Raw genomic sequence first — 24,603 nt, 5'->3', positions numbered from 1 at the left:
CGTACATAGGCTCTTTTGTACCGAAAAATTTTCGCAAACCGCAAGAAAGTGGGCTTGATAGAATCCTTCCATTCATGCTATACTAAAACCAGTTTTAATGCACAGAAAAATTGAAAGCGGAGGATAGCCAATGGATACCAAAAAAGATCACCCATCGACCGCCTGCTTTTTGCCACCTTTCTGAAAGGCCGCACTTCATCCCGTGATGTATGGGAAGAAAAGGGCGATATGACCCCCGAAGATAACCAGAAGATCATCGAGGAAACCAACGAGATCATCAACAATGATTCCACCTATCCCTTCATCAGCTACCTGTCCGACCTGCTTGCCAAATCCAAACCCTCCGATGAAGCGGTCAAGAAGCTGCACGACTGCATCGACAAAGTTGCCGCCGCACTGGGGCAGGACAGCACCGATGTGTTCCGTGCGCTCCTTGCAAAGCTGATTGAGCAGCCGGAAGAACAACAGACCTTTGAACGACTGTTGGAAACGGCAGAAAAGTTTGCCGCAAAATACGAATAAAAATAAAGTGGATTCCATAGCGAGTAACCCGAAAGGGCTGCTCGCTTTTTTGTTTGCTACAAAATTGAAAGGAGGAACGCTATGCCATCTAAGACACAAGAATACCTTAAACTTGCCAATCGGACAGCAAACGGTATTACGCGGTACTGGGAACACTGGACAGATTTTCTCACAACTGCATCCAGACTGTATAAGTACAGTTTTACCGACCAATTGATGATTTACGCCCAGCGTCCTGATGCGACTGCCTGCGCAAGTTTTGACATCTGGAACAATCGGATGAACCGCTATGTGCGCAGAGGGTCTAAGGGTATCGCTCTGCTCGACCAGTCCAGCAGTGTTCCCCGGCTGCACTATGTCTTTGATGTGAGTGATACCGGGGTGCGGCGAAATTCCCGTGACCCGGAGGTGTGGCAGCTTAACGATGACCTGTTCCAGCCGGTATCGGAAATGCTGGCACGAGAATACGGCATCCACCATGAACGGCTCAGTCAGCAGATTGCGGACATTGCCGGAAAGCTGGCAGAATCCTACTGGGATAACAACAGTTCCGACATTATTGGCATCGTTGACGGTTCATTCCTGATGGATTATGATGATGCCGGACAGGAACTTCAGTTCAAGAGTGCCGCCGCAATCAGCATCATGTACACCATCTTGGAACGGTGCGGTTTTGAACCGGAGGGCTATTTTGACCGGGATGATTTTCAGGCAATTTATGATTTCTCGACCCCGGATGCAGTCTATGTACTGGGTACGGCAGTCAGCGATTGCAGCCGAGATGTGCTGCGGAATATCGAGCGCACCGTCAAAACCACCATCCGCCGCCGCAATGTAGAAAGGAGCCAGCATGAATATGAAGAACAGGAACGTGACCTACTCGACCGTCGGGGACTACCAGCTCCCGAACCTGACCTTGAACCAGCCGCAGAAGCCGCTGGGCAGATACGGCAGGATGCGCCGGATATACCTGATGGAACATCGCCCGGTGCTGTACAACTCGATGCTGCTGACCGGGAAGCTGCATCCACATCTGCTAGAAGTGGAACAGGCAGCGGAGAATCAGAAACAGCAGATGATGACCGAACTGCTGAAGCAGAACCCAGCCCCGGACAAAGCAAAGAATCAACTGGCGTGGGTGCAGCACATGAACAGCCTGAAAGCACAGGTGGAAGAAGTGATCCTGATGGAACTGATTTACAGCTGAGTTTTTTCAACCTCAGCATCCCCACCGAAGCCCAGCAAATCGAAGCAATTGACCGAGCGGAGAACGAGAAATCGTCCTCCGCTTTTTCTTTGTCACAGGCAGAGATCGAGCATGAATTGCAGCATGGTTCCAACTTTCAGGATAGCAAGCAGCGAATCATCGAGCTGTACGAGAACCAGTCCAACCGAAAACTCCGAGCCAGAGCATTGGCAAAGGAGTACGGCATCGGCGGGCGTTCCCACAATTATCTGGATGGCAGCAGTGGATTCGTGAATCACGATGGAAAAGGCTTGGAATTTGTCCACTACCCTGATTATCAGAAAATCACTTTGAGCTGGACACAGGCAGAAAAGTATATCGACCTGATGATTCACTCCGACCGTTACCTGACCGATAAGGAAAAGGAACAGCGCACTGCCAGACAGGAAGCTGAGCGTCAGCTTCCGATACTGGATGGCACGGTTGCCGCAGAGTATACTGCCCTGAAAGAGCAGTATCCCAACACCCTCGTGGGCTTTGAACTGAACGGTAACTATCTGTTCTATGACAAAGATGCCGTTGCTGTGGAGCGGATTCTGCGCACCAATCTTCTGTCACAGGAAAATGTGCTTGGCAAAGTCAAAGTAACTGGTTTTCCGAGTGAGCAGTGGGCAGCAGAATCTAAAAAGCTGTGGGCAGCAGGCAACAACGTCTATCTGGCTGGCTTGAACAAAGATGGCTCCCACCACCAGACAAAATATCTTCGGGAAGCGGATTATCTGCCAATCGGCAGCATCATCAAGCTGGATGGCCGGGATTTTCGGGTGGAACACGTTAATTTTACGTTCAAATCCGTCAGCTTACAGGACATGGAGCTGACGAAAAACAGACTGCCCATTTTCCGCAATGAGCATCTTCCGCACATCAGAGAACTGTACGAAGAACAGCAGGCCGCAGCCATTGATCTGGTTGCCGAAAAAGAGGTCAGCTATAAGGTCGGGGACGAAGTTGTAGTAGACCTTCCCACCAGAACGATTGAAGGAACAGTAGGCTATATCGGTGATACCGATGTGCGCATCGACACTAGCGCACACGGGCAGTCGTGGGATAACGAAGTTATCAATAAACGACAATTCGAGGACGGTCTGCGGCAGAATGAACCTAGCCAGCGTGTGGATGAAATGCTGGCGCAGGCAGAAACCATCTACAAGGAATCCGAGGTGCCGGAATATGAGCGTTTTTCTGTCCGCGAAGTGGTCGGAGGTACATCCTCGCTTTTTGCTATCTGGGATGATCTCAATGAGGGCTACTATGCAAATGACAACGGAATGGCGCAATTTCCAGACAAGGAGCAGGCCGAATCCTATTGCACCGCTTTGAAAAAAGAGACGGATGAACGAACCGCCGCCGATTGGCTTGCAGTGGAAAAGGCAAAGTTTTTGGCGGAAAATGAACCTGTTCTCGCTCTCCCAAAAGAGCGTGATTACCGTGTGGGCGATACAATCCGTCTGGACGGTAAGGATTTTACGGTCGAAACTGTCGGAACTCTGAACATCCAGCTTCGTGACCCGGATGAGGTCTATCCGGTTGCCCGCTCGGAAAGCAAGGAAAATCTGGAACGGCTGCTGCGCCAGCCGGGCAACATCCATCTGCACAACCTGACTGTCAATCTCACTCCTGCGCCGGAGCCTGCTGGGAACTTCCACATCACGGACGACCATCTGGGCGAGGGCGGTGCAAAACAGAAATATGCGAGAAATATCCAAGCCGTCCGCACCTTGTTCAAGCTGGAACAGGAGCATCGTGGTGCCACCGCCGAGGAACAGCAGGTGCTATCCCGGTATGTGGGCTGGGGTGGTCTGGCAGATGCCTTTGACCCCGGCAAAGACAGTTGGACAAAGGAATACGCAGAGCTGAAGGGGCTGCTCTCTGAGGACGAGTACGCCGCCGCCCGTTCCAGCACCCTGAACGCCCACTACACCAGCCCCACCGTCATCCGTGGTATCTACGATGCAGTGGAACGCATAGGCTTCCGGTCTGGCAACATCTTGGAGCCGTCCATGGGCGTGGGCAACTTCTTTGGAATGCTGCCGGATACCATGCAGGATAGCCGGCTGTACGGCGTGGAACTGGACAGCATTACCGGGCGCATTGCGAAAAAGCTGTACCCGCAGGCTGACATTACCGTGGCTGGCTTTGAGACCACCGACCGCCGTGATTTCTACGATTTGGCGGTGGGCAACGTGCCTTTCGGTCAATATAAAGTCAACGATAAGGCGTACAACAAGCTGGGATTCAGTATCCACAATTATTTCTTTGCAAAAGCTATCGACCAAGTGCGGCCGGGCGGCGTGATTGCCTTTGTCACCAGCCGCTACACCATGGACAGCAAGGACAGCACCGCCCGCAAGCACATGGCAGAACGTGCCGATTTGCTGGGTGCGATCCGTCTGCCGAATAATGCGTTCCGTGCTAACGCTGGCACGGATGTTGTCAGTGACATTATCTTTTTGCAGAAGCGTGACCGCCCTGCGGACATTGAGCCTGCATGGGTGCAACTTGGCAAGACCGAGGACGACTTTGCCATCAACCAGTATTTCGTAGATCACCCGGAGATGGTTCTGGGCGAGCTGACCGCCGAAAGCACCCAGTACGGACGAGAGGAATTGACGGTTGCACCCATCGAGGGAGCCGTGCTGTCCGACCAGCTTGCCGAGGCAGTACAGCACATTGAGGGGCAGTACACCGCCGCCGAGGTGGATGCCCCCGACATTGCTGAGGAAGAAACCACCCGGCTCACCCTGCCTGCCGACCCGGAGGTGAAGAATTTCTCCTACACTGTGGTGGACGGCGAGGTGTTCTACCGGGAAAATTCCGTGATGACGCAGGTGGAGCTGTCCGACACCGCCAAGGGGCGTGTCACCGGCATGGTGGAACTGCGGCAGATCGTCAACGACCTGATCGACCAGCAGTTGAACGACTACCCTGACGAGGACATTCAAGCGACACAGGCAAAACTGAACGCCGCCTATGATGCCTTTACCGCCAAATATGGCTTGCTGAATGACCGTAAAAACGGCAGATTATTTGAGCAGGATTCCTCTTACTATCTGCTCTGCTCCTTGGAAAATCTGGACGAGCAGGGGCAGCTCAAGAGCAAAGCTGCAATGTTTACGAAACGCACCATTCGCCCGGAGCGCGCCGACACCAGTGTGGATACCCCCAGCGAAGCGTTGGCGGTGTCCATCGGGGAACATGGCAAGGTGGACTTGCCCTATATGGCAGAGCTGCTGGGCACTCCCGGTGACTATGGGCGCATTACCACCGAACTTTCCGGCGTGATCTTCAAGGACCCTGCCGCCGACCCCACCGACCCGGAAGCAGGCTGGCAGATGGCAGACGAATACCTGTCCGGCGATGTCCGGGCAAAGCTGCGGATGGCGCAGTTTGCCGCCGAGACCAACCCGGAATTTGCCGTCAATGTGGATGCGCTAACCAAGGCGCAGCCCAGAGAACTGGAAGCCTCCGAAATTGATGTACGGCTTGGTGCAACGTGGCTCGACCCCAGTATTATCCAGAAGTTTATGACCGAGACCTTCCAGATCCCCTACTATCTGCGGCGAGCCGTGAATGTGCGGTACTCTCCCTATACCGCAGAGTGGCGTGTGGAGGGCAAGACTGCCACCGGGCGGAGTGACATTATTTCGTCCGAGACCTACGGCACCAGCAGAGCCAACGCCTACAAGATTTTGGAGGAAACCTTGAACCTGAAGGATGTTCGCATCTACGACACCATCGAGGATGCCGATGGCAGGCCCAAGCGTGTGCTGAACAAGCGGGAGACCATGCTGGCACAGCAGAAACAGCAGGTCATTAAAGACGCTTTCGCCAACTGGGTCTGGCAGGACCCCCAGCGGCGCATTGCGCTGGTGAAGCAGTATAACGAGCTGTTCAACTCTACCCGCCCCCGTGAATACGATGGAAGCCACATCAAATTCGTGGGCATGAACCCGGAGATCACCCTCCGTGAACACCAGCGCAACGCCATTGCTCATGTGCTTTATGGCGGTAATACGCTGCTTGCACACGAAGTGGGCGCAGGCAAGACCTACGAAATGGCAGCCTCTGCTATGGAAGCAAAACGCCTTGGTTTGTGCCAGAAATCGTTGTTCGTGGTGCCCAATCACCTGACTGAGCAGTGGGCAAGCGAGTTTCTGAACCTCTACCCCAATGCCAAGCTGTTGGTGGCACAGCGCAAGGACTTTGAGACCGCCAACCGCAAAAATTCTGTGCCCGCATCGCCACCGGCGATTACGATGCCGTCATCATCGGTCATTCGCAGTTTGAAAGAATCCCACTTTCTTTTGAGCGGCAGGAGCGTATCATTCAGGAGCAAATTTATGAAACGCTTGCCGCCATCAACGAGCTGAAAGCCCACGCAGGCGAGAATTTCTCCATCAAGCAGATGGAAAAGACCCGGAAAACGCTGGAAATCAAGCTGGAAAAACTGCGTTCCGATGAGCGCAAGGATGACGTAATCACCTTTGAACAGCTCGGCGTTGACCGGCTCTTTGTGGACGAGTCACACGCGTTCAAAAATTTGTTTCTCACAACAAAAATGCGGAATGTCGCAGGATTATCCACCAGCGAAGCACAGAAATCCAGCGATATGTTTGGCAAGTGCCGCTATCTGGACGAGATCACCGGCGGGCGTGGCGTGGTGTTCGCCACGGGTACTCCCGTGAGTAATTCCATGACCGAACTGTACACGGTCATGCGGTATCTGCAATACAGCACCCTCCAGCAGAAAAAGCTGACCCACTTCGACTGTTGGGCATCCACCTTTGGTGAGACCACTACCGCCATTGAGCTTGCTCCCGAAGGTACAGGGTATCGGGCGAGGACGAGATTTGCCAAGTTCTTCAACCTCCCGGAACTGATGTCCATGTTCAAGGAGGTTGCGGACATTAAAACATCTGACCAGCTTCATCTTCCGGTGCCCGAAGCAAAGTTTGAGACCGTGGTGGCGAAACCCTCGGAAATCCAAAAGGAAATGGTGCAAGAACTGAGCAAACGTGCCGCCCGCATCCACTCCGGTGCAGTAGATGCCTCCGTGGACAATATGCTCTGCGTCACAAACGACGGCAGAAAAATCGGCTTGGACGTTCGCTTGATGAACCCCATGCTGCCCGATGATCCCAACAGCAAATTGAACGTATGCGTTCAAAATGTGTTGAAGATTTGGGAGGAAGGCAAAGACCAGAAGTTGACCCAGCTTTTGTTCTGCGACCTCTCGACACCGAAAAACGATGGCAATTTCAACGTCTACGATGACATTCGCAAAAAGCTGGTTGCTGCCGGTGTGCCGGAAAACGAAATCGAGTTTATCCACAACGCAGATACCGAAGCAAAAAAGGCGGCATTGTTCTCCAAAGTGCGCTCCGGCGATGTGCGAGTTTTGCTCGGAAGTACGGCGAAAATGGGGGCGGGTACCAATGTGCAGTCCCGGCTTGTGGCGGTGCATCATCTGGACGTTGGTTGGAAGCCCAGCGACATGACCCAGCGCAATGGGCGCATCATCCGGCAGGGCAACATGAACAAGGAAGTCAAGGTCTTCAATTACGTCACGGAAGGGACATTTGACTCGTATTTGTATCAGACTTTGGAGAATAAACAGCGATTTATCTCGCAAATTATGACCAGTAAATCCCCCGTGCGCTCCTGTGAGGATGTGGACGAACAGGCACTTTCTTATGCAGAGATCAAGGCACTGTGTGCCGGAAATCCGCTCATCAAGGAGAAGATGGATTTGGATGTGCAGGTTGCAAAGCTGAAGGTGCTGAAAGCTGACCACCAGAGCCAGAAATTCCGGCTGCAAGACAAATTGCTGACCAAGTTTCCGGCTGACATTCAGGAAACGAACGCCCACATTGCCGGGCTGAAAGCCGATGCACAGCTTGCCGCCGCCCATCCGCAGGGCAAGGAGGAGTTCTGCGGTATGGTCATCAAGGGCGTTGCCTACGGCGAGAAAAAGACCGCCGGTGAGCGGCTGGTGCTTGCCTGTTCCGAGCTGCCCAACGCCGAGGAAAAAGTCATCGGCAGCTACCGGGGCTTTGAACTGTCCCTGCGGTTCGATGCTTTCCGCACGGAGTATCAGGCACTTTTGAAGGGGCAGCGAAAGTACACGGTACCCTTGGGCACCGACCCATTAGGCAACATTATCCGTCTGGATAACTCCTGAACAACTTCCCGGAGCGCATCACCGCCGCAGAGAACGAGCTGGGCACCCTGCATCAGCAGCATGCGGCGGCACAGATTGAGGTGGAAAAGCCCTTCCCGCAGGAGGAAGAGCTGGCAGAGAAGTCCGCACGGCTTGCAGAATTGAACGCCCAGTTGGATGTGGACGAAAAGAGCCACGAGCCGGAACAGGACGAGCAAGAACAGGCGGATGCACCTCGCCGCCCCTCGGTGCTGGCGGCGCTGGAGGAAAAACGGACAAGCCGGAGCCGGTGAGGCCCTTCAAAAGCTATCTGGATAAGGACGGTGATGCCCGGTGAGGGAAAAACGGGACGAGATCATCATCCTGAGAACCACAAAAGCGGAGAAAAATCGTATCTATGAAAAGATGCTGGGCATAGGCATCCGCAGCCTGAGCGCCTATATCCGCAAGATGGCTCTGGACGGTTACTGCCTGCACCTCGACCTGAAGGAACTGCGCCGCATGGCTTATCTGCTCCAAATGTGCAGCAACAACCTCAACCAGTACGCCAAACGTGCCAACGAGTGCGGCAAAGTCTACGCCGCCGACATGGAGGACCTGCGGCAGCGGCTGGACGAGCTGATCGACATTGGCAGAAAAATTCTCGCTCGGCTGGCAGAACTCTAAAATTTTCCCCCGTAGTTGGAGGGCTGCGGGGGTACATAAGGGTTGACATCCTTGCAAAGCAATCGTTGACACCTTTATAATAGGGACGAAAGGTAGGTGCTGGACATGAGGTTCGTTTTTAAGATGATCGTTTTCCCGTTTTGGCTGCTTACGGCTTTCCTTGCGCTGATGCTGAAATGGACGCTGAACCTGTCAGCGTTTGTGCTGGCGCTGCCCATGCTGTATATCTTCGGCTGCGGCCTTTATACGCTGTACTGCCGGGAGTGGCTGCAATTTTTGATTTTGCTGGTGGCAGAGTTTGGATGCTTCCTGCTTATCACTGCTGGGACAGTCATTGTAGAAGCCGTGGAATGGTTCAGTGGTTGGATTGCAGAACTATAAAATTTTTATGCCGCCGATGTGCGGCATTTCCTTTGCCGGGAGGTGGTCAAACTGGCTGCAACACGATTGATTGCACTGCACAAAAACAAGGGAAAATCCGTTGCGGCCTGCCTGAAAAGCCGAACAGATTACGCCCAGAACCCGGACAAAACTCAGCAGGGCGAGCTGGTCAGCAGTTACGAATGCAGTCCCTTGACCGTGGATGAAGAATTTATGATCTCCAAACGCCAGTATGAACTGATGACTGGGCGCAGGCAGAAAAGTGATGTGATCGCATATCAGATTCGGCAGTCGTTCAAACCCGGAGAAATCACCGCCGAAGAAGCCAACAAGGTCGGTTATAAGCTTGCCATGCGGTTCACGAAAGGCAAGCACGCTTTTATCGTTGCTACCCACACGGACCGGCAGCACATCCACAACCACATTATTTATAACTCCACTGCGCTGGACAGCACCCGGAAATTCCGGGATTTTTTATTGTCCGGGCTTGCGGTACAGCGGTTGAGCGATTTGATTTGTCTGGAACATCAGCTGTCTGTTATTGAAATCAAGCCGTACCGGGAGCGGCAAAAGCGCACACTTTATCCACTCAAAGAAAGCAATCGTGATAAGCTGTGCGCCGTAATCGACGGCATCCTGCTGAACGAGAAGCCTGCAAGTTTTGAAGTCTTTCTGCAAAAACTGGAGCGGCAGGGATATGAGGCGAAGCGTGGCAAGCACACGGCGGTGAAGGGCAAGGGACAGAAACGTTTTATCCGGTTCCGCACTCTGGGCACCGGCTATGGTGAGGACGAGATCAAGGCGGTGCTGGAGGGCAAGGCAAAACACCAGCCGTACCAGAAGCAGCCGCCGAAAGAACAGCCCTTCCAGTTGCTGGTGGATATTCAGGGAAAAATGGCAGAGGGCAAAAGTGTCGGCTACAAAAAGTGGGCAACGAAGTTCAACCTGAAAGAGATGTCCAAAACGCTGCTATTTTTACAGGAGCAGAAAATCGGCAGCGCCGAAGAACTGCGGGAACGTGCAGCGGCGGCAACAGAATGCTATCATGCTATGGGGGATTCCATCAAGGCAGCGGAAGCAAGGTTGACAGAAATTGCCGTGCTGAAAACCCACATCATCAACTACGCCAAGACCCGTCCGGTCTATGATGCCTACCGCAAGTCAGGGTACAGTAAAAAGTTTTTGGAAGCTCATCGGGAGGAAATCACCCTGCACAAGGCGGCGAAGGCTGCCTTTGACGAGGCAGGGCTACAAAAATTGCCGAAGGTCAAGGCGTTGGATGCGGAGTTCGCAGAACTGCTGACCAAGAAGAAAGCAGCCTACCCGGACTACCGCAAGGCACGGAACGAGATGCAGGAACTGATGAAAGCTCAGAAGAATGTAGAGATGTTTTTCGCAGAAGAAAAGGTCCCCAAGGATAAAGCGCAGACCCGATAAACAGAGAACACCGAGGATTCTTCCCGTTTTTGGGGAGTCCTCGGTGTTCTTTTTCGTTATAGAAGCATTTGGCGCAAATGCGCAGCCTGCATCCAGCGGATGCAGTACACAAAGGGTTTGGGACTATCCCAACAAGCATTTTGCAGAGCAAAAATGGCGTTTGTATATACGGACGCCCTGCTTGCACATGCAAAAGTGCAGAAATCTTATACACGTGAATCTAGTCGGCGGTCATGTTCATAGAAATAAAAACGAATGAAGTAACATAGCGAACCTATCAAAAGACAACCTAGAGTTAAAAGTGGGGCCGAAAAATGTATAAGTACAATATTTCCCCAGAAGTTATTAAGAACAAGACCCACCAGATACAATGTAATGACATATGCAACCATAAATGCAGCAAACTTCATACGATGTTTGCTAGGAGGAAAACCGACCTTTTCCATAATACGTCTCAACAAGACACATGCGGAAATCAGGCAAATAGAGAACTGAATTAAATAACCCAACGACAATCCGAATTCAAATTGTGGCACCAGTAACAGTAAAACAAGCCCTTCAATGCCCCATCCCCAGAAAAGAAAAGGAGGAAATAGTACCAAAAAATAATCAAATATTGTCAATCGATTCAATTCGTTTTTTACGCTGTTTGCAAAAGTTTTTGCATCTGTAACGACATCGAATAATTCCTGCCCATTTTTATTTGCTTCGATTGTCATATCAATTAAGTCACTATACAGCAATTCAATTCCACAAAAGTCCCAGCTCACACGTTTTAGATAACGTACAACCTCTTTTATTTGAGATTGGCTTGTGTCGGAAACAAATGTCATTCTTAGACGGTTAGCCTTTTTAATGAAAAGTACTTATTTGTCATTTTGACTCCTCCTCAAAAACTTTATCTACTAATTGGCAAAGTTCAAACCAATTTTCGCGGAATTGATGAAGTTCATTCAAACCTTGTGATGTGACAATATAATATTTGCGGCTAGGACCCTTGGGTGATGAAAATCGTTCAACAGTCACGGCTTTGCGTTGTTCTAAACGAAAGAGCAACGGATACAATGTGCTTTCTGTAAAATTTGAAAAGCCAGTACTTTTTAGCTGTGATAGTATTTCATATCCGTAAGTCGGTTTCTGACTAATTATTTTTAGGACACAAAATTCTATTACACCTTTGAGTAGTTGTGGGTTGCTTCCCATTATGTCTTCACCTCTTTTCTATTGAAAAATGTCTTTACTATATTGTATAACATAGTAGCAAAATTGTCAACATCTTTAAAAGCCTCGTTGATTTCGCTTGTATAGCAAAATCAACGAGGCTTTCCATTATGCAAACCCAATTAGAAATTTATAAGCTATCCACTACTGTGAATGAACTATTGTCAGCAAGAGGAACCACAGTAAGAGTGTGCATCTGAAATGGTTCCACCCTGACAGCCGTTAGTGCATTCGTCGGTAAGATCGCAAATATTACCCGGCGAGCAAAAATTTTCGGAAACGGGCACACAAACAGCCCCGGTCGAGGAGCAAAACTTCGCCACCCTGCTGGAAATGCTGAACACCATGCAGGTGCTGGAGGACGACGAGGAATACCAGAACCCGGTGGATCTGCTGTTTGAAGAACTGGCAAAAAGAAGCCCAACAGCTTTACCGGACGGCAGTACAAACTTTACAAGCTGGCTGCAGGTGTTGTATGCTCTAAAAGACTTCTTAATCAAGCGGTTGGGAAGTCTCTTAGAACACACAACCTAAAACCGAAGAAAGGAGCGCAAGCTATGAGAAAAAGCGAGAAAATCACAGCTCTGTACGAACGACTGAGCCGTGATGACTTTGGCAAAGATGATGACCAACAGCGTGAGAGCAATTCCATTTCCAATCAAAAGGCTATGTTGGAGGAGTTCGCCGCACGGCAGGGCTTTACAAACATTGTCCATTTCACGGACGATGGCATTAGCGGCACTTGCTTTGACCGTCCCGGATTTCTGGCAATGATGAAAGAGGTTGAAGCCGGAAATGTGGAGTATCTGTGTATCAAGGACATGAGCCGCATGGGTCGTGACTATCTGAAAGTCGGTCAGATTATGGAAATCCTGCGTCAGCGTGGCGTTCGCCTTATCGCCATCAATGACGGCGTGGACAGTGCCAGAGGGGACGATGATTTTACCCCTTTCCGCAACATTATGAACGAGTATTACGCCAGAGACACCAGCCGTAAAATCCGTTCCACTTTCCAGTCCAAAGGCAAGTCCGGCAAGCACCTTACAGGCACGGTCATTTACGGCTATCTCTGGAATGAAGCCAGAGACCAATGGTTGATTGACCCCGAAGCCGCCGAAGTGGTAAAGCGTATCTTTTCCATGACGATTGACGGCTACGGTCCGTATCAGATCGCCAGCAAACTGAAATCGGAAAAGGTGCTTATTCCGTCCGCTTACCTTGCCCAGCACGGCGAGGGTGTGAACAAGAATAAGACTTTCAAAGATGTGTACGACTGGGGTTCTTCCACCATCTGCAACATTCTTGAAAAGCGTGAATATCTGGGACACACCATCAATTTCAAGACCCGAAAGCACTTCAAGGACAAGAAAAGCCATTATGTCCCGGAGGACGAATGGACAATTTTCGAGAATACCCATGAGCCTATCATTGACCAGCAGACCTTTGACCTTGTGCAGAAAATCCGTGGGAATGTCAGACGCTACCCGGACGGCTGGGGCGAAGCAGCTCCCCTCACGGGCTTGCTCTATTGTGCCGATTGCGGCGGCAAGATGTATGTCCACCGTACCAACAACGGCAAGCGTATTTCTCAATATACCTGTTCCCAATACAGCAAAGTCCCAGTTGGAAAGCTCTGCACGACACAGCACCGTATCAATGAAGATGTGGTTCTGTCCCTTGTTTCCGAAATGCTCAAAGCTATTGCCGAGTATGCCAAGCATGACCGAGCCGAGTTTGTCCGTGTGGTGCAGGAAGCGCAGTCCAGCCAGCAGACCACAGAGGTCAGGAAACAGCGGACACGCCTTGCCACCGCAAAGCAGAGAGTTTCCGAGCTGGAAGTCCTGCTCTGCAAAATCTATGAGGACAACATTTTAGGCAAGCTGTCCGACAGCAGATACGCCACTCTGGACGCTCAATACGAAAAGGAACAGTCCGAGCTTACCGCCGAAATCTCTGCTCTGGAAAAAGCTATCAAGAGCTATGAAAAACACGAAAAGGACGCTGACCGTTTTATCGCTCTGATTGACAAGTATGAGAACTTCGACAAGCTGACGATTGCCATGCTCAATGAGTTTATTGAGAAAATCCTTGTGCATGAGCGTGACCGCAAGGGCAGTATTCAGACCACACAGGAGGTCGAGATTTACTTCAATTTCGTGGGTCGTTTCGTTCCCCCTGCGTTTGGCGAAGTGGAGCTGACCCCGGAAGAATTAGAGGAAATCCGCAAGCGTGAGGAACGCAAGGACAGGCTCCACCAGAACTACTTGAAGCGGAAAGCCAATGGTAAACAGAAAGAGTATGAGGAGCGCACGAAAGCCAAGAAAAAAGCGGAGATTGAAGCCAGAAAACAGGCAATCCGCACCGAGGATATTGCCAGAGGGGTATTTATCCCGGTGAGCAGTTTGCCGCAGCTGGGACCGAGAAAGGGAGCGTGATTTTATGAAAGAGTTGAAACCGAGAATCCATGAGAACGGTATGGACTATGTGTTGGTGGGCGACTACTATGTGCCGGACTTGAAGCTGCCGGAGGAACGCCGACCTATTGGGCATTGGGGACGCTTGCACCAGTCCTATCTGAAATTGCACCGTCCCATGCTTTACAACGAGCTAATTTTGTCCGGCAGGCTCCACACCGTCGTTGCCGATCTGAACGAGCAGGCGGCAGACAGGCTGGACTTGATTATCCGGCAGATGATGAAAGCCGAGGGCGTGACCGAAGCCATGAAAGCGGAAAATCAGATGTTATGGGTGCAGTCAATGAACTCCATCCGCTGCCGGGCAGAGGAAATCATCAAGACGGAACTAATCTACTGTTGAGAGAGGTAAAGCTATGATTTTGGAAGCCATGTATAATGGGGAGTTTTATCCCTGCGAGACAGTTGTACCTACATCACCGGAATACCGAAAGGCAGTCATAGCCTGTGAAAAGCTCATGGAGCAGTTGTCCCAACGGCTCAGCAAAGAGGACTATGAGCTGGTGCAGGAACTCCGGGCGCAGACAGCAATCGCCCAATGTGAAGAAAGTGAAAGTCACTTCAAGTATGGCTTTTCCGCTGGGCTGATGTTCAGCAGGAAGCCCATGAACAAGTGCAGCAGAAGAAAGAAAATAGATGAAGAAAGCCGCCTGAGCAGAAAGAAACTGTTCGGGCGGTTTCAGCATTCGCCAGTAGATTTATTCACACTCTTGTGATAAAATTTACTACAATAAAGAGCGTGATAGCACTAATTTTATGGGGGGATGCTTAATGAATAGAATTTTGAAAAAATTTTTACAGCGGGGTGTCGATTTAAGTCCTGTGGGAGTTGAACTCCGTGAGGATAATACAAATTATTTTTGTACCCCAAAAGGGGCATCGGTTTTTGGATGGGCAGGGATAGATGGTATCCACTTCTGTTTCATTCGTGGATTTGGAGAGATGGTTTTCTCTGTCAGCCCCATGAATACTTCTCCTGATTATGTTCATCCAGTAGCTGAAAATTTTACCGACTTTCTGCGGCTTATACTGGCTTGTGGTGATGTGGCGGCAGTGGAACAAGCGTGGATGTGGAACGAAGCACAGTTTGAAGCCTTTCTCAATGAAAACCCTACAACCCAGGAACAACAGCAAACTTTATCGGAAATTTCAGAGAAGATGAATTTGTTGCCTATGGAACAACCGTGGACATATATCAAAAACCTGCAATCTTCCTTTGATTACAGTCAGATTAAATACACAGAAGATTATTACGATAATGATATGACTTCAGAAGCAGAATTGGTTGCCCCTGAATGGAAGGTCTACTTTGATGGAGATTTCTGGGGACATCGAGGTAAAGACCGTGCCGGAAAAGAGATCAAGCTGGATAAACAATTCGATTGGGCTGGATATCATTGGGTAATTCCGGCAGCTTATTCATGTAGCAAAGGACTTGTCGTTGATTTTTGTATGCGAGTTGATTCAGAAAGCATCCGTGACTTCATGAAAAAATGGAATCTGGACTGGGAAAATGACTCATGTGAAAATTTTACCCGTGAGCAACAGATGCAGATGGAATGGGAAAACCCACTTTGTTTTAACTTCAAACCTTGCTTGAAGTTAAACGAGAAAATATTACAGACAACCCATGGCTGCGCTGTGAGCTTTAATCCTTGTCTGCCAGATGGCGTTATCAATGAGTTGGAAGCAAAATGGGCAATCGACCATTATGGGCTGGATAGTACTTATGGCTGGGTCATATGCAGAGACGTATTTCCTTGGGGAACCAAGCATCACCCTGAAATCAATAAACTTTTTCTTACAATGGAGCAGCAACCAGGACAAGTTCCAGGCTCACATTTCAAAGTTCACGCACCCGGAGATTCATTTATGTTTTCCCATCCTGTTAGCGGAATAACCCATACACTGACCGTGCAGGAAATAGAACAGCAGACAGTTCCTCAAAATAGTTTTGGTTCTGATCGCTGGATTTATCCGACACATTATATTGCCATGAGTTATACACTTACCCCTGAACCGATGGAGAACATTTCGGTTTTTGACTGTGATGAAGGCGATAGACCGATAGAAGTTACACCAGACGATCATTCGTTCCGTCCAGTTGGCAGTAGTTCCTGTTTTGTTGTTGGTGTTATTGGTGGTGCAGATGGTCCGACAGCAGTTATATATGGAACAAATTCACAAGAAAAACTTCATGCTGCTTGTTCTGCTCTGCACTTTGAACCGGTTGGTGATGATGTCGAGTGGCGTATCGTGTTCAATGTTACGCAGTTTGACAAAGAAACATTCCCAATTATCTAAAAATACCCTTAGAACTCTAAGGGCGCACTTCTATACTCTCCTATCGAGAGTATCGTGCGTCCTGCGGAGCTTCATTCCCGGTCAGCAGAAGAAAACTGCCCGACCGAGAATGTTGCGTCACTTCGTTCCGTCAAGGTGGCTACACCCCCTTGCGCCGCTAAAGCGGCTATCCCTTGTGGACTTGCCGTCCGCAAACAGCATGAAATGCTGTTCGCCGCCAGCAAGTTTGAAAAACCGAATACCGAAAATCAGACCGTTGACTGGTCGCAATCTGCGAAAAGTTGACGGTCTTTTTTTATCCCCAAAATCAAAAAAGGAGGTCAATCCCAATGGCAAAACCGAAAACCCTTGAACAGCTCCGAGCCGAAAAGGAACGAGCCGAGACGCAGCTTGCACAGGAACAGCACAAACTTGAGCGTCTGGAGAACCGAAAGAAGTATCTTGAGAAAGGCGAACGCACCAAGCGCACCCACCGCCTTTGCAATCTGGGCGGCACGGTTGAGAGCCTTGCCCCGGAGATCAAAGATCTCACACGCACCGAAATGACAGAGCTGATGGAACACATCTTTTCTCTGTCCGAAGTCCAGCGAGCCGTCCGTCACATGGCGATTACCCACATCAAGCAAGCAAACAGAGAAAAGGAGTTGAAAGCCAATGGCGCTATTTCATCTGAGTGTCACACAGACTAAGCGAAGCGCAGGACAGTCCGCTATCGCTTCTGCCGCCTATCGTTCCGGCGAAAAGCTGTATAGCGAGTATTACGGCGAACACAGCGACTACACCAGAAAGGGCGGCGTGATCTGCTCTGACATTCTTCTGCCGTCCCATGCACCGCCCGAATACGCAGACCGCCAGACCCTATGGAACGCCGTGGAAAAAGCCGAGCGTGGAAAGAACGCCCAGCTTGCATACAGCTTTGACATTGCCTTGCAGAATGAATTTTCCCTTGAGGAAAACATCGCTCTTGCAAGGCAATTTTTATTGGAGAACTTTGTAAGCCGGGGCATGGTGGTTGACTTCGCCGTACACCAGCCAGACCGGGAGGACGGCGGCATACCAAACCCGCATTTTCATGTGCTTTGCCCCATCCGCCCCATCGAGCAGAACGGCAAATGGGGACTAAAGCAACGCCGGGTGTATGAGCTGGACGAGGACGGCAACCGTATCCGAGACGCAGACGGAAAGTTTGTGTTCAACGCAGTTCCCACTACCGACTGGGGCAGTCCCAAAACGCTGGAACATTGGCGGCAGACATGGGCGGAGCTATGCAATGCCAAGTTTGCGGAAAAAGGTATTGATGTTCGTATCGACCACCGAAGCTATGAGCGTCAGGGCGTAGAGCTTCTTCCCACCGTCCATGAGGGCGCAACCGTCCGGGCGATGGAGAAGAAAGGCATACGCACCGAAAAGGGCGAGTTCAATCGCTGGATCAAGGCAACCAATGCCGTTATCCGAGACATCAAGAAGAAAATCGCTCTCCTGTTCGATTGGATTGCCGAAGCAAAAGCGGAGCTTGCCAAGCCGCAGGCACCCGACCTTGTTTCTCTGCTGAACGCCTATTACACCCAGCGCAAAGCCGGGGCGTATTCCCAGAAAGGTAAAATCAGCAACCTAAAGGAGATGAATGAGACTTTCAATTATCTCCGGGCAAACGGCATTTACTCCCTTGAAGATTTGGAAAGCCGTGTCAGCGAACACAGTGCTGCCACAGAGAGCTTGAAGAAAACGCTGGACGAACAGACTGCCCGAATGAAAGCAATTAAGCAGCTCTATGACAGCTCCGCTGCTTTCCAGAGCTTGAAGCCTGTCTATGACGGCTTGCAGAAAATCAAGTTTGAGAAGCCCAGAGCCAAGTACAAGGCAGAGCATGAAGCGGAACTGATACAGTTCTACGCCGCCAGACGAAAGCTGACCGGGGAGTTCCCGGACGGCAAGGTGGATATGAAAAAGCTGTCCGACGAGTATGACGAACTGGAACAGGCGCACGAAACCACCTATGGCGAGTTTAAGGCTGTCAGAGACGATTTACACCGCCTTTGGAAGGTCAAGTCATGCGTAGATACTGCCGCCCGATTTAACGAGCGTACAGAGGAACAAAAGCTCCAAAATCGACCCCAAACACGACAGAAAAAGGAGGAACTATCCCGATGAATTACACCCAAGCACAGATTGACCGGGCAAATGCCGTCAGTCTGGAAGATTTTCTCCGCACACAGGGAGAGACACTGATAAAAAGCGGACGAGAATACCGCTGGAAAGAACATGACAGTCTGACCGTCCGGGGAAACAAGTGGTTTCGCCACAGCCAGAGCAAGGGCGGCTATCCCATTGATTTTGTCATAGAGTTTTACGGCAAGTCCTTTCCCGAAGCCGTCCAGATGTTGACAGGCGAAAACGGCGAGGGACAGACCGAAGCCACCACAGCACCGCCCACAGCGTTCCACTTGCCCTTGCACAACCGAACAGCCGACAGAGCAATTCAATATCTTTGCGAAAGCCGAGGTCTCAACAAACGCTGGTTGAGACTTTTCTTCTTTCCGGGGATATTTATGAGGACGCAAAGCGGCACAATGTTGTCTTTGTCGGCAGAGACCGAAACGGCACACCGAGATACGCCCATGTGCGAGGAACGGCAGACACATTCAGACAGGATATTACCGGGTCTGACAAGTCCTATCCGTTCCGCTATGAGGGAAACGGCAACCAGCTCTTTGTCTTTGAAGCGCCGATAGACCTTTTGTCCTTTATCTGCCTTTATCCGCAGGACTGGCAGACAAGGAGCTATCTTGCCCTGGGCGGCGTTTCGGGAAAAGCCCTTGACCGTTTTCTTTCTGAGCGCAAGGACACCCAAAAAGTGTTCCTCTGCCTTGACAGCGATACCGCAGGAAATGAAGCTTGTACCCGACTGGCACAGTCCATTCCCTGCGAGATAGCCGTCATTCGCCTTGTCCCGGCAAGGAAAGACTGGAACGATGTTCTCCGCCAGCAAGGGGATATTCCGAGCCGCAAATTCATAGCCGAGACAATCACGCTGCGAGAGCTGCCAACCGCCCAGCCTGTCCCAATGCTCCGTATGGCTGATGTGGAGCTGACGAGCGTGGAATGGCTATGGTTTCCCTATATCCCATTTGGAAAGCTGACAATTATCCAGGGCAATCCCGGCGAGGGCAAGACCTACTTTGCCATGCGCCTTGCGGCGGCTTGCACCAATCGAAAGCCTTTGCCCGGTATGGAGACACTTGAACCTTTCAATATCATCTATCAGACCGCCGAGGACGGTCTGGGTGATACCGTCAATCCCCGACTGATAGAAGCAGACGCAGACCTTGAACGAGTGCTTGTCATTGACGATAGAGACACGCCGCTGACCCTTGCCGATGAACGCATAGCAAGGGCAATCCGGGAAAACAACGCAAGGCTTGTTATCATTGACCCGGTACAGGCGTTTCTGGGCGCAGATGTGGACATGAACCGGGCAAATGAAGTCCGTCCCATCTTCCGCAGTCTGGGAGACATTGCACAGGCTACCGGGTGCGCTATCGTGCTGATTGGACACCTTAATAAAGCCGCAGGAACGCAAAGCACCTACCGGGGATTGGGGTCTATCGACATTACGGCGGCAGTCCGCAGCCTGCTTTTTATCGGCAAGCTGAAGGACAGCCTCACAACGAGGGTGCTTATCCATGAGAAAAGCTCCCTTGCGCCGCCCGGACAGTCCCTTGCATTTTCTCTGGGAGACGAGAAAGGTTTTGAGTGGATAGGGGCTTATGACATTACCGCTGACGAGCTTCTTGACGGGACAGACACAGCCAAGACGGAAAGCAAGACCGCACAGGCGCAAATGCTTATTCTGGAACTGCTTGCGGACGGAAAGCGTATGCCGAGTGCAGAGCTGGAAAAGGCAGTCAATGAGCGTGGGATTTCCTCACGCACCATGAGAACGGCAAAAAGCCGTATCGGAGACAGACTTGTGACCGAGAAAGACGGCACAGTATGGGTCTGCTATCTCCGAGACTGACAACAGGAACACGGCAAGCGTGGCAAAGACGGCAAGGTTTTTATAGATACCTTAATGTTGCCGCCTTGCCTTGTTCCCTCATACCGACACCGCCCGATGATGAACAGTCACCGGGCATTTTTCATTTACAGGAGGATTTTGAATGAACAACTACCGCAACCAACACCGCCACTTGCCCGACTGTCAGAAAGCAGATTGGCAAGACCACCTATATCGTCCGTGTCCATTTCAGCGAGACCGCCAAGGAGACGATGGAGGACAAAATCAAGCGTATGCTCCGTGAAGAAGTCCGCAAAATGTGACTTCTTTTTGAATTTGATGAAAAAGTCCTTGACTTTTCGTCTCTGGAAAGACCGCAAAATCCATCCTGATTTCCTGCGGCGCACGGCTCGCCCCTTTGACATCCAAGAACTGCGTGACCTCACCATGTATGATGAGCTGCAACTGGACACGCTGGGCGATAAGAAAACTGCGTTATTCCTCATTATGTCGGACACGGATTCCACCTTCAACTTCCTCATCAGCATGGTCTACACCCAGCTTTTCAATCTGCTGTGCGATAAAGCAGATGATGTGTACGGCGGCAAGCTGCCCATCCATGTGCGGTGCCTGATCGACGAGTGCGCCAACATCGGGCAGATCCCCAATCTGGAAAAGCTGGTGGCGACTATCCGCAGCCGTGAGATCTCCGCCTGCCTTGTTTTGCAGGCGAGAAGCCAGTTGAAAGCCATCTACAAGGACAATGCGGATACCATCGTGGGCAACATGGACAGCCAGATTTTCCTCGGCGGCAGCGAGCCTACCACCCTGAAAGACCTGTCAGAGATGCTGGGCAAAGAAACGATTGATGCCTTCAACACCTCGGATACCCGTGGCAACAGTCCCAGCTACGGCACCACGTTCCAAAAGATGGGGCACGAATTATTGAGCCGGGACGAGCTGGCGATGCTGGACGGCGGCAAGTGCATTTTGCAGTTGCGTGGTGTCAGACCATTTCTTTCTGACAAGTACGACCTGACCCAGCATCCCAACTACAAGCTGACCTCCGACTACGACCCCAAAAACACCTTCGATATTGAAAAATATCTGAACCGAAAAGAAAAGATCCACCCCGGTGATGAGTTCATCGTGGTGGACGCTGATTCGCTTCCGTCTGCCTGACCCGGTAGGCGGTTTTATTTTTGACCAGAGAGGTACACCAGCAAGCCCACTTCCGCCGTAGTTTGCGGCTTAACAGCAACAGCTTCAGGTGTGTACGGGCGGTCTACAACTTTCATTTATAAAGGAGAAACGACTATGGAATTCTTTAACTCTGCTATCGAAGTTCTTCAGACTCTGGTTGTCGCTCTGGGTGTCGGTCTCGGCGTGTGGGGTGCCATCAACCTGCTGGAAGGTTACGGTAACGACAACCCCGGCAGCAATGCTCATGTGCCATAAAGTAACACTACATAATCAAATGACCGCTGCCCACTATTCAGATTTATAAAAACGCATTAACGCTGAAAAGTGAAAATCGGAGGTCTGATTATGAATAAGCTCTTATCTTGTGAATTTAACATCGACACGGGCAACGTAGAATGTCGCTTTGCAGACGGGACAATGATATCAATCGACTGCGATGTTGTAGAGGATACCATTGACGGAACACTACCATTTGTAAGAGTGCGTACTGAGCTTGACTGGCTCATTTATAACGCGCCACGAGAGTATGTGCAGCTCGTGCTAAACGGTGGATTGAATGCATATTTAAAAAACTCACGGTGAGCACGGCTTGCTCGATTGATAAAAAGCAGCTTGTATTTCAAGAGCCAAATCTCTGTGTCGCACAAAGGTTTGGCTCTTGAAATATTCTCATGAAAACGAACTTTAATCCGGCTTCATTGCACTTACTACACAAAAAGCAGAATGCAATATCGGACTTTTCTACCAGAACAGCAGCACCGTGGCAAAGTACATCGGAATGTCAAGTATCAGTATAGGACACTCATCAATAACCTTTTGCGCAATTCCATGGATTCGATGTATTCCGATACATTGAGTATATTGATAAAGTGAAAGTAGGCAATCAGTTGTTTTGAAACTGTACTTGTCTGCGCACATATACTTCTATCTGCTTCTCGATAACGCCTTTGACCTTTTCGCAGCCAGCAGCATGATATGTTCCGGTTTGCCGATAGGATAACATCCTGCACCCGCCACCACAATGGGAAGATATTTACAATCGGAACAATCTGGTTCTTTTAAAGGATCGATTGATAACCAATCATAATATGCAAAAGTAACATCTGTAAGAGTGCCATCATCCTTTATATAACCCATTTTATGTTTATTATCACCAACCATCTCCCAACATTTATACAATTCACCCAAAGGTGAAAATGTAAAACTGTATTCGTCAAATAATCCACAGTATGTCCACTTTCTCATGGGTTGTGGATATTTGGAAAACATATTGGCTTCGCTATATTTCCATAATTCATTTAAAATATCTGGAAGATACTCTTCAGGAAGGCAATTGCTTTTGTAAGAAGAACATGCAGATGTGGAATCTCTTGTTATGCCAAAATCCACCTGTGAATGCGAAATCCCCAAATCTTTGAGTGTATCCAAAAGCATCGGAATCGAGTCAACATTGTTCTTGTCTACATTTATTCTTATATAAGTATGTATTTGAGAGCAAAACTCCTCCATGATAGTTATTCCATGCAAAACTTTCTGGAATGTGCCGGAACCATCTTTAGCAACTCTTCGACAATTGTGTATATATTCCGGTCCGTCCAAAGTGATTTGTACAAATTTACAATTATAATTTAATAATCCACTAACAATTTCTTCAGTCAATAAAGAACCGTTAGTAACAAGTGAACACTGTAATTCCTTATGGCTTGTTAAACAATACTCTTTGAGAATACCCAACATATGAAAACCAACATCTATATTCAAAAGAGGCTCGCCACCGAAAAGAACAACGTGTATTAGTTCACCTCGTTGTTCTTCAGAACATTTGATTAAAAAATTAGCTATCGCTCCAGCTCTGTCTTTTGTCATGTTTTCACAACGCAGTTCTCCTGCGCCTTCATAACAATATATACATCTAAAATTGCATGACCAAGTTAATAGCACTGTTGCCGTAAGGCATTTTTTTCCGTAGCGTGATTTGTTATAGAAATGATTATAAATGCACGATTCATTATATTCGTCAGGGATTAAAGCATTGTATTTTATAAACAGTCTATTTTCTTCTTCAGTGAGCAACGTCGGATTAGATGATTCTATTGCTTGCTTAACCGAAGGAGAAATTACAAACGTACTTCCCCATAAGGAGTTGAATAAAATATGTTCCTGATTTTCGGTTGTATGAATTATATTATATTTTGAGAACTTCATTAATTCAATCCTCCTTATGCTTGTTCGCAGCTAGTATCATTCCGCCAAATGAAAAACTTACACCAATTAATAATAAATGCTGAGTGCAAGAAATATATAATGTAGAGCTTCTATTCAAGATGCCTAATACAAAAACAATGAGGTCAAGAGCTGCAAAAGCAAAAAATATCATACTTCCAATACTTTTGATATGAGGCCAGTTTTTTTCATTTATATCAACAGGCAAGGAAAAACGGAAACCGTAGTAACTATGGAACGGAAAGCTTTTATGGAAAAGAGGATATTCCACGGGAGCGTACTTTATTATAATTCCAGTTGCAGAAAATATTATAAATGTTGGAATATATGAGCCGTCTGAAAAAATCATATATAGCCCCCTTTATACTGTTATCTTCATCACATGTTCAGAAAATAGATAGTACTGCCAGCCAAAACAAAACATCGTAAATTGCGCAATTATCAATCAGGTGTATTAATTCCACAAGACTCACTATTTACTGTACAAGAAACGGAATTTAAACCGCAAAGCCCAGCATTGCTTCCACAAATAGACACGTCAGAAATACAGCCCGAAACATTTGTGGTGCATCCGCCAAAGTCTGCAACGCAGGCACTCGCATCTTTTGCACATGGAGAGATTTGTCCCAAGCATAATCCAATCGGATTCGTATTGTTATCGTAGGCATTTCCAATATATGTAGTCATAATCGACTCCTTTCTACTCTTCGGCTGGCAGTACTATCATATCTGAACACCTAAGGATTTTGTCAAATCCTATGGATGTCTA

General features: G+C 49.3%; 17 protein-coding genes and 6 pseudogenes. 18 read left to right on the top strand and 5 right to left on the bottom strand.

The annotated features are described in order from the left end of the window. Window positions 1–228 precede the first annotated feature (228 nt). The 6 genes and pseudogenes from PXT33_RS14695 (at window position 229) to PXT33_RS14670 (ending at window position 10,412) form a co-directional block, all read left to right on the top strand. On the top strand, window positions 229–522 hold the full coding sequence (locus PXT33_RS14695) for a hypothetical protein (RefSeq protein WP_347070412.1): 294 nt from the start codon (window positions 229–231) through the stop codon (window positions 520–522). An 850-nt stretch (window positions 523–1,372) separates the two neighbouring features. Beyond that, on the top strand, window positions 1,373–1,729 hold the full coding sequence (locus PXT33_RS14690; protein WP_270194954.1) for a TnpV protein: 357 nt from the start codon (window positions 1,373–1,375) through the stop codon (window positions 1,727–1,729). Window positions 1,730–2,094: 365 nt separating this feature from the next. Then, window positions 2,095–8,221: pseudogene (locus PXT33_RS14685) on the top strand (DEAD/DEAH box helicase family protein). A gap of 40 nt (window positions 8,222–8,261) precedes the next feature. After that, the gene (locus PXT33_RS14680; RefSeq protein WP_249251517.1) at window positions 8,262–8,594 is read left to right on the top strand and encodes a plasmid mobilization protein; all 333 of its coding nucleotides are present in this window, start codon (window positions 8,262–8,264) and stop codon (window positions 8,592–8,594) included. Between the two features lie 123 nt (window positions 8,595–8,717). Then, a complete protein-coding gene (locus PXT33_RS14675) occupies window positions 8,718–8,975 on the top strand; it encodes a hypothetical protein (RefSeq protein WP_204987137.1) in 258 nt (85 codons plus the stop codon). A 51-nt stretch (window positions 8,976–9,026) separates the two neighbouring features. Further along, window positions 9,027–10,412 (top strand): relaxase/mobilization nuclease domain-containing protein, encoded by a 1,386-nt coding sequence (locus PXT33_RS14670; RefSeq protein WP_270195088.1) that lies wholly within the window; start codon window positions 9,027–9,029, stop codon window positions 10,410–10,412. Window positions 10,413–10,618: 206 nt separating this feature from the next. Here the strand turns inward: PXT33_RS14670 and PXT33_RS14665 are convergent, their stop codons facing one another. After that, window positions 10,619–11,245: a hypothetical protein gene (locus tag PXT33_RS14665; RefSeq protein ID WP_332376844.1), complete on the bottom strand. Its 627-nt coding sequence runs from the start codon at window positions 11,243–11,245 to the stop codon at window positions 10,619–10,621. Between the two features lie 40 nt (window positions 11,246–11,285). Further along, window positions 11,286–11,615: a PadR family transcriptional regulator gene (locus tag PXT33_RS14660; RefSeq protein ID WP_270195080.1), complete on the bottom strand. Its 330-nt coding sequence runs from the start codon at window positions 11,613–11,615 to the stop codon at window positions 11,286–11,288. A 312-nt stretch (window positions 11,616–11,927) separates the two neighbouring features. On the opposite strand from PXT33_RS14660, the pseudogene PXT33_RS14655 reads away from it, so the two are divergent. The 12 genes and pseudogenes from PXT33_RS14655 to PXT33_RS14600 form a co-directional block, all read left to right on the top strand. Next, window positions 11,928–12,130 (top strand): annotated as a pseudogene (locus PXT33_RS14655) (type IV secretory system conjugative DNA transfer family protein); the annotation flags it as partial. 60 nt (window positions 12,131–12,190) lie between these two features. After that, on the top strand, window positions 12,191–14,068 hold the full coding sequence (locus PXT33_RS14650) for a DUF4368 domain-containing protein (RefSeq protein WP_345786160.1): 1,878 nt from the start codon (window positions 12,191–12,193) through the stop codon (window positions 14,066–14,068). Window positions 14,069–14,072: 4 nt separating this feature from the next. After that, complete coding sequence (locus PXT33_RS14645; RefSeq protein WP_005944774.1) at window positions 14,073–14,450, top strand: TnpV protein; 378 nt, start codon at window positions 14,073–14,075, stop codon at window positions 14,448–14,450. 13 nt (window positions 14,451–14,463) lie between these two features. After that, window positions 14,464–14,823, top strand: a complete 360-nt coding sequence (locus PXT33_RS14640; RefSeq protein WP_243137940.1) for a DUF6809 family protein — start codon at window positions 14,464–14,466, stop codon at window positions 14,821–14,823. Window positions 14,824–14,878: 55 nt separating this feature from the next. Then, complete coding sequence (locus tag PXT33_RS14635) at window positions 14,879–16,411, top strand: hypothetical protein (RefSeq protein ID WP_015573038.1); 1,533 nt, start codon at window positions 14,879–14,881, stop codon at window positions 16,409–16,411. 329 nt (window positions 16,412–16,740) lie between these two features. Next, a complete protein-coding gene (locus PXT33_RS14630) occupies window positions 16,741–17,100 on the top strand; it encodes a DUF3847 domain-containing protein (protein ID WP_332376843.1) in 360 nt (119 codons plus the stop codon). Further along, a complete protein-coding gene (gene mobQ, locus PXT33_RS14625; protein ID WP_332376842.1) occupies window positions 17,066–18,562 on the top strand; it encodes a MobQ family relaxase in 1,497 nt (498 codons plus the stop codon). The genes PXT33_RS14630 and mobQ overlap by 35 nt, the downstream gene beginning before the upstream one ends. Next, window positions 18,559–20,429, top strand: a pseudogene (locus tag PXT33_RS14620) (AAA family ATPase). The gene mobQ and the pseudogene PXT33_RS14620 overlap by 4 nt, the downstream one beginning before the upstream one ends. Window positions 20,430–20,581: 152 nt before the next feature. Then, window positions 20,582–20,731: pseudogene (locus PXT33_RS14615) on the top strand (transposon-encoded TnpW family protein); the annotation flags it as partial. Between the two features lie 41 nt (window positions 20,732–20,772). After that, a pseudogene (locus PXT33_RS14610) lies at window positions 20,773–21,590 on the top strand (VirD4-like conjugal transfer protein, CD1115 family); the annotation flags it as partial. 135 nt (window positions 21,591–21,725) lie between these two features. Beyond that, window positions 21,726–21,854 (top strand): annotated as a pseudogene (locus PXT33_RS14605) (Maff2 family mobile element protein); the annotation flags it as partial. Between the two features lie 102 nt (window positions 21,855–21,956). Next, window positions 21,957–22,193, top strand: coding sequence for a DUF6061 family protein (locus PXT33_RS14600; protein WP_097782582.1), 237 nt, complete (start codon window positions 21,957–21,959; stop codon window positions 22,191–22,193). A gap of 342 nt (window positions 22,194–22,535) precedes the next feature. Here PXT33_RS14600 and PXT33_RS14595 read toward each other — a convergent pair whose 3' ends face one another. The 3 genes from PXT33_RS14595 to PXT33_RS14585 form a co-directional block, all read right to left on the bottom strand. Beyond that, window positions 22,536–23,816, bottom strand: coding sequence for a radical SAM/SPASM domain-containing protein (locus tag PXT33_RS14595; protein ID WP_347070411.1), 1,281 nt, complete (start codon window positions 23,814–23,816; stop codon window positions 22,536–22,538). A 4-nt stretch (window positions 23,817–23,820) separates the two neighbouring features. Beyond that, the gene (locus PXT33_RS14590) at window positions 23,821–24,183 is read right to left on the bottom strand and encodes a hypothetical protein (RefSeq protein WP_332376840.1); all 363 of its coding nucleotides are present in this window, start codon (window positions 24,181–24,183) and stop codon (window positions 23,821–23,823) included. A 92-nt stretch (window positions 24,184–24,275) separates the two neighbouring features. After that, window positions 24,276–24,521 (bottom strand): hypothetical protein, encoded by a 246-nt coding sequence (locus tag PXT33_RS14585; RefSeq protein ID WP_270195076.1) that lies wholly within the window; start codon window positions 24,519–24,521, stop codon window positions 24,276–24,278. Window positions 24,522–24,603 lie beyond the last annotated feature (82 nt).

It is taken from the genome of Faecalibacterium taiwanense (genome assembly GCF_036632915.2).
Classification (GTDB): Bacteria; Bacillota; Clostridia; order Oscillospirales; family Ruminococcaceae; genus Faecalibacterium; species Faecalibacterium taiwanense.
Note: the sequence above shows the minus strand (reverse complement) of the source record. Positions and strands in the feature narration are given on the sequence as shown.